The sequence below is a fragment of the Mycobacterium sp. genome (assembly GCF_035506235.1).
Taxonomy (GTDB): domain Bacteria; phylum Actinomycetota; class Actinomycetes; order Mycobacteriales; family Mycobacteriaceae; genus Mycobacterium.
This window is the reverse complement of record NZ_DATJPU010000250.1, coordinates 25,273-39,050: the sequence shown is the minus strand read 5'-3', so window position 1 is coordinate 39,050 and position 13,778 is coordinate 25,273. Positions and strand designations below refer to the sequence as shown.

14 protein-coding genes are annotated in these 13,778 nt (G+C 67.0%); 3 read left to right on the top strand and 11 right to left on the bottom strand.

The annotated features are described in order from the left end of the window. The coding region (locus VMD50_RS23425) for a PE-PPE domain-containing protein (protein WP_325431225.1) at window positions 1-1,714 on the top strand (1,714 nt) is incomplete at its 5' end. Window positions 1,715-1,731: 17 nt separating this feature from the next. On the opposite strand, the gene VMD50_RS23420 is transcribed toward VMD50_RS23425, so the two are convergent. The 8 genes from VMD50_RS23420 to VMD50_RS23385 form a co-directional block, all read right to left on the bottom strand. Then, window positions 1,732-2,700 carry an NADPH:quinone oxidoreductase family protein gene (locus VMD50_RS23420; RefSeq protein ID WP_325431223.1) on the bottom strand — a complete coding sequence of 323 codons (969 nt, stop codon included), beginning with the start codon at window positions 2,698-2,700 and terminating at the stop codon, window positions 1,732-1,734. 4 nt (window positions 2,701-2,704) lie between these two features. Beyond that, window positions 2,705-3,565, bottom strand: a complete 861-nt coding sequence (locus VMD50_RS23415; RefSeq protein ID WP_325431221.1) for an SDR family oxidoreductase — start codon at window positions 3,563-3,565, stop codon at window positions 2,705-2,707. Window positions 3,566-3,621: 56 nt separating this feature from the next. Then, window positions 3,622-5,049 carry an aldehyde dehydrogenase family protein gene (locus VMD50_RS23410; protein ID WP_325431219.1) on the bottom strand — a complete coding sequence of 476 codons (1,428 nt, stop codon included), beginning with the start codon at window positions 5,047-5,049 and terminating at the stop codon, window positions 3,622-3,624. Window positions 5,050-5,194: 145 nt separating this feature from the next. Beyond that, a complete protein-coding gene (locus VMD50_RS23405) occupies window positions 5,195-6,121 on the bottom strand; it encodes an SAM-dependent methyltransferase (RefSeq protein ID WP_325431217.1) in 927 nt (308 codons plus the stop codon). Then, entirely contained in the window at window positions 6,121-7,062 is a 942-nt protein-coding gene (locus tag VMD50_RS23400) for a class I SAM-dependent methyltransferase (RefSeq protein ID WP_325431215.1), read from the bottom strand. Before VMD50_RS23400 ends, VMD50_RS23405 begins: the two co-directional genes overlap by 1 nt. Before the next feature lie 32 nt (window positions 7,063-7,094). Further along, window positions 7,095-8,045: a class I SAM-dependent methyltransferase gene (locus VMD50_RS23395; protein WP_325431213.1), complete on the bottom strand. Its 951-nt coding sequence runs from the start codon at window positions 8,043-8,045 to the stop codon at window positions 7,095-7,097. Between the two features lie 89 nt (window positions 8,046-8,134). After that, window positions 8,135-8,764, bottom strand: coding sequence for a TetR/AcrR family transcriptional regulator (locus VMD50_RS23390; RefSeq protein ID WP_325431211.1), 630 nt, complete (start codon window positions 8,762-8,764; stop codon window positions 8,135-8,137). 2 nt (window positions 8,765-8,766) lie between these two features. After that, window positions 8,767-9,759: a pirin family protein gene (locus VMD50_RS23385; RefSeq protein ID WP_325431209.1), complete on the bottom strand. Its 993-nt coding sequence runs from the start codon at window positions 9,757-9,759 to the stop codon at window positions 8,767-8,769. Window positions 9,760-9,868: 109 nt separating this feature from the next. On the opposite strand from VMD50_RS23385, the gene VMD50_RS23380 reads away from it, so the two are divergent. Further along, entirely contained in the window at window positions 9,869-11,302 is a 1,434-nt protein-coding gene (locus tag VMD50_RS23380) for a chloride channel protein (RefSeq protein ID WP_325431207.1), read from the top strand. On the opposite strand, the gene VMD50_RS23375 is transcribed toward VMD50_RS23380, so the two are convergent. Together VMD50_RS23375 and VMD50_RS23370 are read right to left on the bottom strand one after the other, a co-directional pair. Further along, window positions 11,299-11,847 carry a Dps family protein gene (locus VMD50_RS23375; RefSeq protein WP_325431205.1) on the bottom strand — a complete coding sequence of 183 codons (549 nt, stop codon included), beginning with the start codon at window positions 11,845-11,847 and terminating at the stop codon, window positions 11,299-11,301. The two genes, VMD50_RS23380 and VMD50_RS23375, sit on opposite strands and share 4 nt — an antisense overlap. A gap of 67 nt (window positions 11,848-11,914) precedes the next feature. Further along, on the bottom strand, window positions 11,915-12,826 hold the full coding sequence (locus VMD50_RS23370; RefSeq protein WP_325431203.1) for a DNA-3-methyladenine glycosylase family protein: 912 nt from the start codon (window positions 12,824-12,826) through the stop codon (window positions 11,915-11,917). A gap of 61 nt (window positions 12,827-12,887) precedes the next feature. On the opposite strand from VMD50_RS23370, the gene VMD50_RS23365 reads away from it, so the two are divergent. Next, window positions 12,888-13,289, top strand: a complete 402-nt coding sequence (locus VMD50_RS23365; protein ID WP_325431201.1) for a nuclear transport factor 2 family protein — start codon at window positions 12,888-12,890, stop codon at window positions 13,287-13,289. Here VMD50_RS23365 and VMD50_RS23360 read toward each other — a convergent pair. After that, complete coding sequence (locus VMD50_RS23360) at window positions 13,283-13,663, bottom strand: DUF427 domain-containing protein (protein WP_325431199.1); 381 nt, start codon at window positions 13,661-13,663, stop codon at window positions 13,283-13,285. The genes VMD50_RS23365 and VMD50_RS23360 overlap by 7 nt on opposite strands. Window positions 13,664-13,778: the final 115 nt, after the last annotated feature.

Sequence of the window (13,778 nt, the reverse complement as noted above, 5' to 3'; positions counted from 1 at the left end):
GGCGGCCGCCGCGGACGTCGCACGAATGGGTTCGGTGATCAACCAAGCCAGGGTGACCGCGGCCGGCCAGATAACCGGTGTGGCCGCGGCAGCCGGTGACGAGGTGTCGCTGGCCGTCGGCACGCTGTTCAATCGGTTCGGCCTCGAGTATCAGGCGGTCATCACACAGGCCGGGGCATTTCACGCTGCGTTCGCTCAGGCGCTGGCCGCCGCCGAGAGTTCCTACCGAACAGCGGAGACCGCGGCGGCGAGCGCGCTGACGGGCGGTACCGGCCCCATCGCTGCGATGGTGAATGCCGTTGCGAATGACCCGGACATCACTTTGGTCGCGGGCGGCAGTGGCAATCCGATACCCGGCGCAACGTACATAACGAACCTGGTCAACAACTACGTCACCCCGAACTTCCCGAGCTTCACCCTGGCCGACGCCCAGGTCATGTACGAACCGAACGGGGCATATCCGATATACCCGGTAAACAATGGCGTCAAGGGCTTGACCTTCGACAACTCGGTCTCCCAAGGTGTCACGATTCTGAACAATACGCTGGTCGCGACGGGGCCGGGGTTGCATCCGTTGCTGTATCCAGGCTCGCCGAACAACGTTGTGTTTACCGGCTTTTCACAGAGCAGTGTCGTCGCCTCGCTGGAAATGGAAAAGCTCGCGGCCATGGGCGCCGGCGCCCCGACGGCAAGCCAACTCGGTTTTGTCTTGCTGGGAAATCCCATGACGCCCAACGGCGGCCTCTTCACACGCTTCCCGGGTTTCACCAGCCCGAGCCTGGGGGTCACCTACTACGGCGCGACCCCTCCGAACACGATCTATCCGACCGTCAACTACACGCTGGAATACGACGGCTTCGCCGATTTTCCGAAGTATCCGCTCAACGTCCTGTCCGACCTGAACGCGCTTGCGGGTATCTACTACGTGCACCCCGACTATTACCTGATCAATCCGCAGGCACTCCCGCCCGGCTACCAGCTTCATACATTGCCGACGTCGCCCGGCTACACCGGTGTCACCAAGTACGAAATGATCACCGTCCCGAACCTGCCACTGCTGGATCCGGTGCGCGCAATCCCGTTTATCGGCAATCCGCTCGCGGACCTGCTGCAACCGGACCTGACGTATCTCGTCAACTGGGGCTACGGCAACCCGGCCTACGGCTATCCGACCGGGCCGGCCGACGTGCCCACCCCGTTCGGGTTGTTCCCACCACTCGACGCGACCACTGCCCTGGGCGGCGACCTGATCTCCGGAACCCAGCAGGGAATCCTCGCCGCCGCCAACGACCTCAGCGCGCAAGCGGCCCAAGGGTTCCCGTCGCTGGCGAACCCGTCGGACCTGTGGAGCCTGGCGAGTGTTCCTAGCCTTCAGACGTACAACCCGTTGGTCGCGCCGACCGCCCCGCAAGCGACGGCCTCGAATGTCATCAACACCCTCGCGGACGCGTTCTCGACGGCTTACGGGACGCTGCTTCCGACGGCCGATAACGTGACCGCGCTCTTCACCGCGCTCCCGGCTTACGACCTCACGCTGATCTCGGACGGGATCTCGCAAGCTCTCAACGGGCAAATCGTTATGGGACTTGCGAACGCGATCGTCGGACCCATCGCTGCGGACACCGCATTGAGTTTGATCATCGGCGCCGGTGAGGGCCTGGTCCTCTTGGGCGCGGCACGATCGATCGCCGCCGATTTCGCCAGCCTGCTCTGACGCGAAGGCCTCGTCGACTAAGGCTCCAGCACGACCTTGCCGAGCACGCCGCCGTCGGCCAGGCTCTGCAACGCGACCGCGCCCTCCGAGAGCGGATAACGCTGCGGCGGGGGCGGTTTCAGCCCGAGGAAGACCAACTGGCTCAGCCCCCAGGAGAACAAGGCGGCCGAGCCGGGGACCTTGTTCAGGTACTCGCCCCACGCCACGCCCACCACGCTGACGTTGCGCAGCAGCAGCCGGTTGACCTTGACGGTGGGAATGCTGCCGGCGGCGAAGCCGATCACCAGCAGCTTGCCGTCGATCGCCAGGACGCGAACCGCGTCGTCGAAGGCGGGGCCGCCGATGGGGTCGACCACGATGTCGACCCCGCGGCCGTGGGTGTAGTCACGCACCCGGTCGGCCCAGCCGTCCGCCAGCGGAACCACCAGGTCGGCGCCCAGCGAAGCGACATAGTCGGCCGCGGCCTCCCGATGCACCACGGCCAGCACCTTTTTCGCGCCCATCGCCTGCGCGACCTGGATCGCCGCCGTGCCCACTCCACCGGCGGCGCCCAGCACCAGGACCGTGTCGCCCGGCCGCATCGCGGCGCGGCGAGCCAGCGCGAAGTACATGGTGTTGTAGTTGACCAGCAGCGAAACCGCCTCGGCGTCATCGAGTTCCGCGGGGCTGCGCATCACGTTGGCCACCGGAACGGCCACCTGCTCGGCGTAGGCACCCAGGATCCCGAACGCCGAAACCCGTTCGCCCACCCGGAAACCCGACCCTTCCGGCGCCGAACGCACCACCCCCGCGGCCTCCATGCCGGGGACGAACGGCGGGGGCAGCTTCAGCTGGTACTCGCCCTTGGCCAGCAGCAGGTCGGGAAAACACACCCCGGCGGCCCGGACGTCGATGACGACGTGTTTGCCATCCTCGGTGACGTCGTCGATATCGGTGAAGACCACGCCGTCCGGGCCGGACAGCTCTTGCACCACGCAGGCTTTCATGGCCCTACAGCTTGAAGCCGGCCTTCTGTGCCGAGGACAGGTCGGTGATCTCGTTCCAGTGCGAGGCGACATCGTCCACCGACGGTGGCTTGTCGAAGTTGATGCCCTGGTTCTCGAACAGCGCGACCCGCTGTACCTTGCCGCCGCCGACGACGAAAACCGAACCGGTGTCGGAGCATTCCTCGGTGCACAGGTAAGCCACCACGGGCGCGACGTACTCGGGAGTGAGCTTCTCGAGCACCTCCTTGGGAAGGATGTCTTCGGTCATCCTGGTGGCCGCGATCGGGGCGACCGCGTTGGCCTTGATGTTGTACTTGGCCCCCTCCAGCGCCAGCGTGTTGATCAGCCCGACCAGGCCGAGCTTGGCCGCCCCGTAGTTGGTCTGTCCGAAGTTGCCGAACAGACCGCTGGTGGAGGTGGCGACGACCACGCGGCCGTAGCTCTGCTCACGGAAATGCGGCCAGGCGGCGCGGATGACGTTGTACCCGCCGTAGAGATGCACCTTGAGCACCGCGTCCCAGTTCTCGGAGGTCATCTTGTGGAACGTGCCGTCGCGCAGGATGCCGGCGTTGCTCACCACACCGTGCACGGCGCCGAATTCGTCGAGTGCGGTCTTGATCATGTTCTCGGCGCCCTCGGGATCGGCGACGCTGTCGTAGTTGGCGGCGGCCCGCCCCCCCGCGTCCTTGATCTCCTTGACCACCTCGTCGGCCATGTTGTGGCCGGCGCCCGTGCCGTCGCGGGCTCCGCCGAGGTCATTGACGATGACGCTGGCGCCCTCGCGGGCAAGGGTGAGGGCGTATTCACGGCCCAATCCCCCGCCGGCTCCGGTGACGACGATGACGCGATCCTGCACTCCGGGCATCAGGTTCCTCTCTCCTGTTTAAAGGAATTGGCCTACAAGGGAATTCGGGTTCAACGCTAGAAGAGCTTGCGGGCCATCTTGAAGGCCCGCTCAGTGTACGGCGGGTAGATCAGGCTCGACAGGTCCGGGCGGGTGGGCTTGGTCAACACCGACTTGCGGTGGCTGAATTCCTCGAAGCCGTACTTGCCGTGGTAGGCGCCCATACCCGACGGGCCGACCCCGCCGAACGGCAACTTCGCCGTCGACACCTGGAACGCGAGGTGGTTGACCAGCATGCCGCCGGCGGGCACCTCCTTGATCACCCGCTCACGGACGTCGCGTGACCTGGTGAACAGGTACGCAGACAACGGCTTGGGTCGCGAGTTGACGAAACGTATTGCGTCGTCCAGGGACTGAACGGTGATCACCGGCAGGATCGGGCCGAAGATCTCCTGTGTCATCAGCGGTTCGTCCGGAGCGGGATCGACGATGACCGTCGGGTAGATGCGCAGACCCGAGGCGTCGAAGCCGCCACCGACGGCAACATCGCCCTTCGTCTTCGCCAGGTAACCGGTCAGTCGGTCGAACTGGCGCTGATTGACGATCCGCATCCCTTCCGGGTGGTCGGCTTCGTATTTGGTGACGGCCTCGGCGATCTTGCCGACCAGCTCGTCGCGGATCTTTGCGTCAGCCAGCACATAGTCGGGCGCAACGCACGTCTGTCCGGCGTTGAGCACTTTGATCCAGGCGATCCGCTTGGCCGCGACATCGACATCGGCGTCGGCGGCCACGATCACCGGGCTCTTGCCGCCGAGCTCAAGCGTGCACGGGGTCAGGTGGGGTGCCGCGCCTTCGTAGACCTTGCGGCCGATCTCCGTGCCACCGGTGAACATCACCCGGTCCAAGCCCTGTGCGATGAGCTGCTGGCTCACCGCGCCGTCGCCCTCGATCACCGCGACCGCGTCGTTGTCGAGATAACGCGGCACGAGCTCGGCCATCAACCGCGACGACGCGGGAGCGATTTCGGAGGGCTTGAGTATCACGGCGTTCCCGGCGGCGATCGCCCCGACCGCCGGACCCAGCGTCAGGTAGAACGGGTAGTTCCAGGCGCCGATGACCAGCACCGTGCCGTAGGGCTCGTACTCCACCCAGCCGCGGCCGGGCAGCTGCGCCATCTCCAGCAATTGGTAGCGGCGGCGCGTCCATCTGCGCAGGTGCTTGGCCGCGTACTTCGCTTCACCCGCCGTGGTGGCGATGTCGGCGATATATGCCTCGAACGGCTTGCGGTCCAAATCGTCAACGAGTGCGGCGGTGATAGCGGCCTCGTTTTCTTCCATCAGCTTTTGCAGCTGCAGCAACTGCCGTTTGCGCCAGTCGATGTCGCGGGTGCGGCCGGTGGCGAAGGTCTGGCGAAGCCGAGCCACCGTGGCAGGGATATCGACCCGCGCAGCAGCCGTGCCGTTCTTGGAGTCCGATGTCTTCGGTGTAACCGATTCGGTGGTCATCGTTGTCCTTCCCGAGCGGAGATGCCCACTGCAACGCGGTGGCCGCTCATCGCTGTTAACCGCGATCCTAACCATCCGGTTGGGCGAGCAATAGGAAGGATCCGCCCCGACCGGATCGACTCGACCCGGCGGGAAGCATTTCAGGTCAGGGTTTGGTGGCCGTCACGAAACTGTTCGTGAACGGCCTCTCCTCCGACTGCGGCGCGCGGCCCAGCCGCAGACCCTCCTCGCGCGCGCTCACCGCGCGCGCCGTCCAGCCGTGGGCGCCGAACCAGTCCGCGCAGTCGGGGCGACCCTCGTCGTCGAACCAGAGGTCGAAGGGGTTGAACGAGGTGTCCTGGCCGCGCGCTTCGCGCTTGGCCCGCAGCTCCTGCCACTTCTGCTCGGCCTCGCGACGCTTCTCCGAGTCGACGCCGAAGATTTCCACCGCCACCCGGCTGCCGGATCCGCTCAGCGCGTCGATCGCGGCGAACATGGCCTCCTGCGCGGCGGCCGGCAGAAACGGCAACAACCCCTCGGCCAGCCAGGCGGTCGCACGGGTCGCGTCGAAGCCGGCGTCGCGCAGCGCCCGGGGCCAGTCGTGGCGAAGGTCCACCGGCACCGGCCGCCGATCGACGACCGGTGCGGCCCCGTGGGCGGCCAGCGTCTCGGCCTTGTACTGAAGCACCTTGGGCAGATCGATCTCGTACACGACGGTGCCGTCCGGCCAGTCCAGCCGGTAGGCGCGCGAGTCCAGGCCGGCGGCGAGGATCACCACCTGCCGGATGCCGGCGGCAACAGCTTCGGCGAAGTACTCATCGAAGAAGTGGGTGCGCACCGCCTGGTAATCGATCATGTGCTGGGAGTCGACATTGACATCAGCGGCCTCGTCCTCCGGCTCCGGCGTCCACCACGCCGCGACCTGCTCCCGAACCCCCTCGAGTTCGGGAGTAGACACCAGTACCTCTGCGAACGGGTCGGAGATCAGCGGCTCGGCGCCTGCCGTCTCCGCGGCGCGAGCCAGCGCGACCATCACGGCGGTCGCCCCGACGCTGGTGGCGATGTCCCAGGAGTCGTTCGCGGTGCGCGGCATTACAACCGCTCCGCCACGACGAAGTCGGAGAACGCGTCTTTGTCGTCGGCCAGCGGGACGTTCTCGATCCAGCGGCCCAGCCGGCGCATCGCATCGGTTGAGTGCTCCGCCGTCGCGCGCCAGCCGTGTTGGTTGAGCCAGTCGGTGACGTCCGCGCGGTGGTCGTCGCGGTACATCAATTCGCCGACGTCGACGGTCTGCTCCATGCCGATCTCGACGGCCACCCTCTTGAAGCGTTCCCGCATCTGCTGTCGCCGCTCGTCGGCGTGGTTGGGTGCGGTTTCGGCCGAGGCGCGGCTTCCGGCCGGGCTCAGCTCGCCGATCAGGGTGAACAACCGGTCCTGGGCCTCGGCGGGTAGGTACATCAGCAACCCCTCGGCCAGCCACGCGGTGCGCCGGGTCGGGTCGAAGCCGGCGGCACGCAACGCGGCCGGCCAGTCCTGACGCAAGTCGATGGCCACCTCGCGCCGATCGGCCGAGGGCGTCACGCCGTTTTCGGCAAGAGTCGTGGATTTATACGCCAGCACCTGAGGCTGGTCGATCTCGTACACCGTCGTGCCGGCCGGCCAGTCGAGCCGGTAGGCGCGGGAGTCCAGGCCCGAGGCCAGGATCACGATCTGGCGGATCCCGTCGGCGACAGCATCGGTGAAGAAGGTGTCGAAGAAGTGCGTCCGCACCGCTTGGTAGCCGCGCATGTGGTGCAGGTGGGCCGCGGAATCCTCGTCGAGGGCTTCGACCTTGGCCGCGATCTCGGGGTCGAGCATCGCCTCCCACAGGACGCCGGCGCCGGAGCTGGTGACCAGCAGCTTGGCGTACGGGTCACGGATCAGCGCGTCGGGCCGGTCGGTTTCGACGGCGCGGGCGGCGGCCACCATGACCGCGGTGCTGCCGACGCTGGTCTTGATGTCCCAGGTGTCGTCGTGGGTGCGAAGTGAGCTCATCGCGTTGCTCCTTGAATCAATCCGTGTGGAAGTCAGGCAGTCGGCGTGCCGAGACGCGCTCGCAGCAACGTGCTGCGGACCGCCTCGTCGGCCAGGTCGTCGGGAACCGGTCGGCCTAAGCGGGCCATCTCGTCGCGGTTGTCCACGCTGGTTACCCGCCAGCCGTGGTCGGTCAGCCATTGAATGGCGTCGGTGCGGTCGGGCTCGTGATAGGTCAGTGCCTGGACGTTGACATCCAGGCCGAGTCGCTCCCGCATTCGCAGCCAGCGCTGCGAGTTGCTCCGGGAATTCATGCCGAACACCTCGACGGCGACCTGGCTACCCGGCGCGCTGAGCGCGGTGAACATCTCGAACAGCCGGTCCTGGGCGTCGCTCGGTAGGTACGGCAGCAGGCCCTCGGCCAACCACGCCGTCGGTCGGGTGCGGTCGAATCCGGCTCCGGTCAGGGCCGCCGGCCAGTCTTCGCGCAGATCGATCGGAACGGGGCGCCGGGCGGCGGCGGGCACCGCGCCATGCCGGTCGAGAATTCCGGTCTTGTACTCCAGCACCTTGGGCTGGTCGATCTCGTACACCGCGGTGCCCTCCGGCCAATTCAACCGGTAGGCCCGCGAATCGAGGCCGGCGGCGAGAATCACGACCTGCCGAATCCCGGCGGCAGAGGCTTGGGTGGCCTCCTCGAAGTACTCGTCGAAGAAGTGGGTGCGCACCGCCTGGTAGTCGATCCCCAGCCGATGCGCGCGTCTGCCTTGGGGATCGCCGTCCAGCCAGGTCAGCTCGGCGTCGGCCAGCCGTGCCCACGGGGGACCGGCCGACGACACCAACACACGGGCGAACTCGTCGCGGATCAGCGGATCGGCGCCGGCGGTCTCGACCGCGCGCGCCGCGGCGACGCCCAACGCGGTGGCGCCGACCAGTTCGGTGATGGCCCAGCTGTCGCCGGCGGTCCGCAATGAGGGTGGTAACGAGGCATCCACATCAGTCATGACCGGACCATGCTACCGAATAAGTTAGTTAGCCTATGCGCTTTGTGCGGAACTTCACTGCGCTCGGATCGGCGCGGGGCGGGTCAGGTCTAGGGGCGCCAGAGCGCGCCTTCCAAGAGCTGACGCAGCATTCCGGTGACGGCCAACATCTCCTGGTTGCTGCGCACGTAACCGGCGTAGAGACCGACGCCGCACAGCACGACCAGGAGAGACTCCACCAACGCCGAAGGGTCGATGCCGGCGACGACCTCACCGCGCTCGATCGCATCGCCGACGACGCGCATGAGGAATTCCCGGCTGATCCGCACGGAATCGTTTTCGGTCCTGCTCAATTCCGGATGCCGCTGAAATTCGAGGATGGCGCTGATTAAAAACGCCGATGCGGCGGGATTTTCGGAATTCGCCCGCACCGCGGCGGAGATGAACGCCGTCAGGCGCCCGATCAGCGTGGTCTCGCGCTCCGCTTTTTTAATACCGGCCCCGATGACGAATTCGTTGGTTTCGTCCAGCACTTCCCGAAACAGGGCCCGCTTGCTGGAGAAGTAATGGTTGATCGCCGGCCGGGTCAGGTCGGCGCGGGCAGCGATCGCCTGAAACGTCGCGCCGTCGTAACCGCTTTCGCTGAACACCAGGCGAGCAGCCTGCATGATCCGTTGACGCGTCTCGTCCGCCTTGGCGGCAGGCGGGCGCCCCGGCCTGCGACCCGCCGTTGGCGCCATCGCTAAAGTGTGCCACCGCCGTGGTGCGGCATTAGAGCATTTGGCGGAACGGTGCCGAACTTTCCGGCCTCGTAGTCCTGCAGCGCCTCGACCAATTCCGCGCGTGTGTTCATCACGAAAGGCCCATAGTGGAATACCGGCTCGCGAATCGGCCGCCCGCCCAGCAGCAGCACGTCAAACGGCCCACGAGCTGATGTGCGTGACGAATCTTGCGTCTGTTGAGCGCCGACGGTAATCCGATCGCCGGGTCCGAGGACGGCCAATTGGCCCGAGCGAATCGGGTGGGAGACGGGACCGACGTATCCGCTCCCCGAGAGCGCGTATACCAGCGCATTGAAATCGCGCCGCCACGGAATGTTGAGTCGGGCGCCGCTTTCAATCGTCGCGTGCGCCAACGTGATTGGCGTGTGCGTGATGCCCGGTCCGCGGTAACCGTCGACCTCACCCGCGATGATGCGGACGAGCGCTCCGCCATCGTCCGACGCGAGTAGCGCGGCGTCGTCGCCTTCGATCGCCTGGTACCTGGGCGCTGCGAATTTGTCCCGCTTCGGCAGATTCACCCAGAGTTGGATGCCGTGGAAGACGCCACCGCTTTCCACCAATTCGGCCGGCGGGGTTTCGATGTGCAGGATGCCCGAACCGGCCGTCATCCATTGCGTCGCGCCGTCGGTGATCAGGCCGCCGCCGCCGTGGGAATCCTGGTGTGCGAATTTGCCGTCGATCATGTAGGTGACGGTTTCGAAGCCGCGGTGCGGATGCCAGTCGGTGCCCCTGGGCTCGCCCGGCTCGTACTCGACCTCGCCCATCTGGTCCATGTGCACAAAGGGATCCAGAGCGGCGGTGCCGGCCCCGGCGAACGCGCGGACGACCGGAAAGCCCTCGCCCTCGTAGCCCCGCGGGCCGGTGGTGATCGATCGAACCGGCCGTTCGGTGTCGCCGGGACCTGCGGCGCCCACGCGTGGCAGCGTCAGCGTGTCCGCGGTGATAGCAGGCATGTGTACCTCCTCCGATAAGAACTGACCCATATAACCGGACTCTGGTCCGGTTATTCCGGCGGTAGGGCCCTGCATAGGATGGCTGGGTGGTTGGGGTCAGGTCCGCGCCGTGAGCGAACCGCCCGATGACGAACCCCAGCCCGCTGATGCCTCCGTCGCCTCGGCTCCCGCCGCCGGCGGAAGATTCGGGGCATCGATCCGCAAGTCGGGCTATTTGCAGAAGTGGCTGCTGCTGGGCGTCACGATCGGTGTCATCGCCGGCCTCGGGGCCGTCATATTCTATTTCGCACTGAAATTCACCGCGGAATTCCTGCTCGGCTACCTCGCGGGCTACCACATACCCACGCCCGTCGGGGAGGGCGGCAGCCACGGGTCCGCGGGCTTTCAGCGGCCGTGGGCGCTTCCGTTGGTGACGACGGGGGGAGCCCTTCTGTCGGCCTTTATCGTGGCGAAGCTGGCCCCGGAGGCCACCGGCCACGGGACCGACGAAGCCATCCAGGCGGTACACGGCGATCCCCGCGCCATCCGCTTCCGGGCGGTGCTGGTGAAGATGGTGGCCAGCGCGCTGACCATAGGGTCAGGCGGCTCGGCCGGCCGCGAGGGCCCGACGGCGCAAATCTCGGCCGGCTTCTCCTCATTGCTCACCCGACGGCTGCACCTGTCCGACGAGGACGGCCGGACCGCGGTGGCGCTGGGCATCGGCGCGGGCATCGGCGCCATCTTCGCCGCGCCGCTGGGTGGCGCGGTGCTGGCCGCCTCGATCCCCTACCGCGACGATTTCGACTATCGCTACCTGCTGCCGGGCTTCATCACGTCCGGGACGGCTTATGCGGTGCTCGGGGCGTTCCTGGGCTTCGATCCGCTGTTCGGCTACATCGACGCCGAGTACCGCTTCGAAAAGTCCTGGCCGTTGCTGTGGTTCGTGGTAATCGGTCTCGCCGCGGCGGCGGTCGGCTACCTGTACGCGCGCACCTTCCACACCACGGTGCGGCTCACCCATCGACTGCCCGGCGGGCAGGTGCTCAAGCCGGCGCTGGGCGGGCTCGTGGTCGGGCTGTTGGGACTGCTGATTCCCCAGATACTCAGCAGCGGCTACGGCTGGGCGCAGCTCGCCGCCGATCGCGACTCGCTGATGGCGATCCCGTTATGGATCGTCGTCGTCCTGCCGGTCGCCAAAATCGTCGCCACGTCCCTGTCGATCGGCACCGGCGGATCCGGCGGGCTGTTCGGCCCCGGGATCGTGATCGGCGCCTTCGTAGGGGCCGCGGTTTGGCGGCTCGGCGAGCTGTCCGGGCTGCCCGGCGTGCCGCACGAGCCCGGCATCTTCGTCGTCGTCGGGATGATGGCGTGCTTCGGCAGCGTCGCGCGCGCGCCGTTGGCGATCATGATCATGGTCGCCGAGATGACCGGCTCGTTTTCGGTGGTGCCCGGGGCGATCCTCGCCGTCGGGATCGCTGCGTTGGTGATGTCGCGCACCAACGTCACCATCTACGAGGCGCAGCGGCTGAATCGGGAAACCGCGGCGGCCGAGCGCCTGGGCTAGGAGGCGCTGCGGGCGCTGCTCGCGGCGTCCCGCTCGGTGGACGAGCCCTCATGGGTCAGCTTCCCGCCCGCGCTCTCCAGATGCGCCCGGACGAACCACTGGAACTTCTCCAGGTGCCCCGCCTGATCGATCAACAGGTCCTGGGTGACCTTGTCGAGTTCCTCGGTCTCTTCGATGTATTTGCGGATGTCCTCGATGACGCCGTTGTAGACGAGGTCCAGCGCGGCCAGGTGCGCCTGGACGCAGTCGCGGCCGACCGAGTAGTCGTCCCAGGTGCGATCGTTGAGGATCGCGCCCGGCGTGCCCTGGGGGGATGCGCCCAGGGCCGCGATGCGCTCGGCAACGTCGTCGGCGAAGCCGCGCACCGCGTCGACCTGCGGGTCGATCATCTCGTGCACGCCAATGAAATTGGGGCCCACCACGTTCCAGTGGATGTGCTTCAGCGTCAGGTGAAGGTCGTTGTAGGTGCTCAGTTGCTTCTGCAGCAATTCGGCAAGCCGCGCCCCCTGCTTGTCGGTCAGTCCCGGAATGGTGAACTGTGTCATCGATTTCTCCCCTGTCTCGCACACGGTCATCAGACGGGTACCCGATGGCCGTTGCTGGAAACCCGGGCTAGAGCTCGCTGATGTGCTGGACCGGCAGCCGCGACCCCCGGCGGGGTTCGTACGCCAGCCCGCTGGCTTCGAGCAGCCGAACCACCCGGTGGCGGTGCGGTCGCATCGGTTCGAGCAGTTCGAGCATCGCCGCGTCATCGACCGGGCGCCCCAGCAGGGTCCAGCCGATCATCTTCGGGATGTGGTAGTCGCCCACCGATACCGCGTCGGCGTCGCCGAAGGCGCGTTGCGCGGTTTCGGCGGCGGTCCACTCGCCGACTCCCGGCAGGGACGTCAGCGCTTGGCGGGCCTGCTCCGCCGGCCGCGACACCAACCGTTCCAGCGAGGGCGCCCGCCGCGCACAACTCACCACGGCCTGCGCGCGTCTCGGGTCCACGTTGGCGCGATGAAACTCCCACGACGGGATGTGCCGCCACACCTCGGCCGGCGGCGGCACCCGCATCCCGGCCGGGGCCGGCCCGGGCGCGGGTGTCCCGTACTTGGACACCAGGAGGCGCAAGGAACGAAACGCGTCGGCGCCGGGCACCCGCTGCTCGATGATCGCCGGGATCAAGGCCTCCAGCACCAGTCCGGTGCGGCCCAGCCGCAGGTGGGGAATGCGCCGGTGGGCGGCGGCGACCGTCGGATCGCGCGGTACGAAGCTCGAGGCGTCGTCGTCGACACCCAGCATCGCGGGCAGCATCTCGATGAACTGCTCCGCACCGCCGCCCCACGCGACGCAATGGGCGGCGTTGGCGGCCGTGCGGGTGATCCGCGCGGTGACTGGGCCGGTGGGCAGCAGGCTGGTTCGCCAGATGGAGCCGTCGCCGGGGAGCCGGAAGCACGGATCTCGGGGACCCCGGCGCAGGGGCGCCAGGGTGTGCCCGAAGCCGGCAGCCCCGGGGAACGTGACCGTGCGCGCGCTCTTCACCGAGATCCCCTCCGGAACGCCCTGATTGACCGTTCACCGTGTCCCAAGACAATATTGCGATGTGATGACGCCGTTCGATTACCCGCAGGGCGAGCTGGCCTGGATGTTCCTGCAGAGTACGACCGACGGCGGGGACCTGGACGAGGGCTTCGCACTGCTTAGTGACGACTTCACCTACTGGACCCTCTCCACGCGCACAGCGTGCGACAAGGAGACGTTTCGGCGAGCGATCGAGCGGCGCAAACGGGACCTCGAGCTCACCATCGACCTGGTGCGTTGTATCAACGAGGGAGAAACGGTCGTCGTGGAGGCCCAGGCCAGCGGTACTACCGTCGACGGCATCGGATATGACAGCCCGTTCGTGTGCATCTTCGACACCCGCGATGGCCTGATTGTCTCGATGCGCCTTTACAGCGACACCCGGGCGCAAGAGACCGCGCTTCCCGGGTGGACTCCCTACTGAGCCGAGACGGTGATCTCCGCTTTGTTGGGGTAGAAGGCAACGTGCCCGGCGATCGCCGCAACGGCCGGGTAGGGCTGCTCGTACGTCCAGATCACGTCGTCGACGGTGTCGCCGCCCGCGGTGGTCACGCTGTAGTAGCTGGCGTCCCCCTTGAAGGGGCAGTGGGTGCTGGTGTCGGTGCGGGTCAGCCGGTCGCCGACCACGTCTCCCATCGGAATGTATTGCACCGCAGGCAAACTCGCCTCACGTAATTCCAATGCCGCGGTGGTGTCCGCGACGAGCTCGCCGTTCACGCGGACCTGCACCCGCCCCTTCGTCGGCTCGATGGTGATCGGATGCCCAGCGCTGGGTTCTTTGATTTCCGGGTGGCTCATGCGTTCCTCCTCAGACACGGATAAGGCGTGCAACAACAGCGTGCGCCCAACCCTTCCCGAGCTTGTGACGCGATCGTCACGACCCCGCCGTCAAGGCCCGCCAACTGAAAGCCGG

Excerpts from the sequence above, each read along its gene's own strand:
- VMD50_RS23395 (WP_325431213.1), bottom strand. The coding sequence starts at position 8,045 with ATGACTGATGTGGATGCCTCGTTACCACCCTCATTGCGGACCGCCGGC.
- VMD50_RS23415 (WP_325431221.1), bottom strand. The coding sequence starts at position 3,565 with ATGCCCGGAGTGCAGGATCGCGTCATCGTCGTCACCGGAGCCGGCGGG.
- VMD50_RS23390 (WP_325431211.1), bottom strand. The coding sequence starts at position 8,764 with ATGGCGCCAACGGCGGGTCGCAGGCCGGGGCGCCCGCCTGCCGCCAAG.
- VMD50_RS23400 (WP_325431215.1), bottom strand. The coding sequence starts at position 7,062 with ATGAGCTCACTTCGCACCCACGACGACACCTGGGACATCAAGACCAGC.
- VMD50_RS23405 (WP_325431217.1), bottom strand. The coding sequence starts at position 6,121 with ATGCCGCGCACCGCGAACGACTCCTGGGACATCGCCACCAGCGTCGGG.
- VMD50_RS23360 (WP_325431199.1), bottom strand. The coding sequence starts at position 13,663 with ATGAGCCACCCGGAAATCAAAGAACCCAGCGCTGGGCATCCGATCACC.
- VMD50_RS23385 (WP_325431209.1), bottom strand. The coding sequence starts at position 9,759 with ATGCCTGCTATCACCGCGGACACGCTGACGCTGCCACGCGTGGGCGCC.
- VMD50_RS23410 (WP_325431219.1), bottom strand. The coding sequence starts at position 5,049 with ATGACCACCGAATCGGTTACACCGAAGACATCGGACTCCAAGAACGGC.
- VMD50_RS23375 (WP_325431205.1), bottom strand. The coding sequence starts at position 11,847 with ATGACACAGTTCACCATTCCGGGACTGACCGACAAGCAGGGGGCGCGG.
- VMD50_RS23420 (WP_325431223.1), bottom strand. The coding sequence starts at position 2,700 with ATGAAAGCCTGCGTGGTGCAAGAGCTGTCCGGCCCGGACGGCGTGGTC.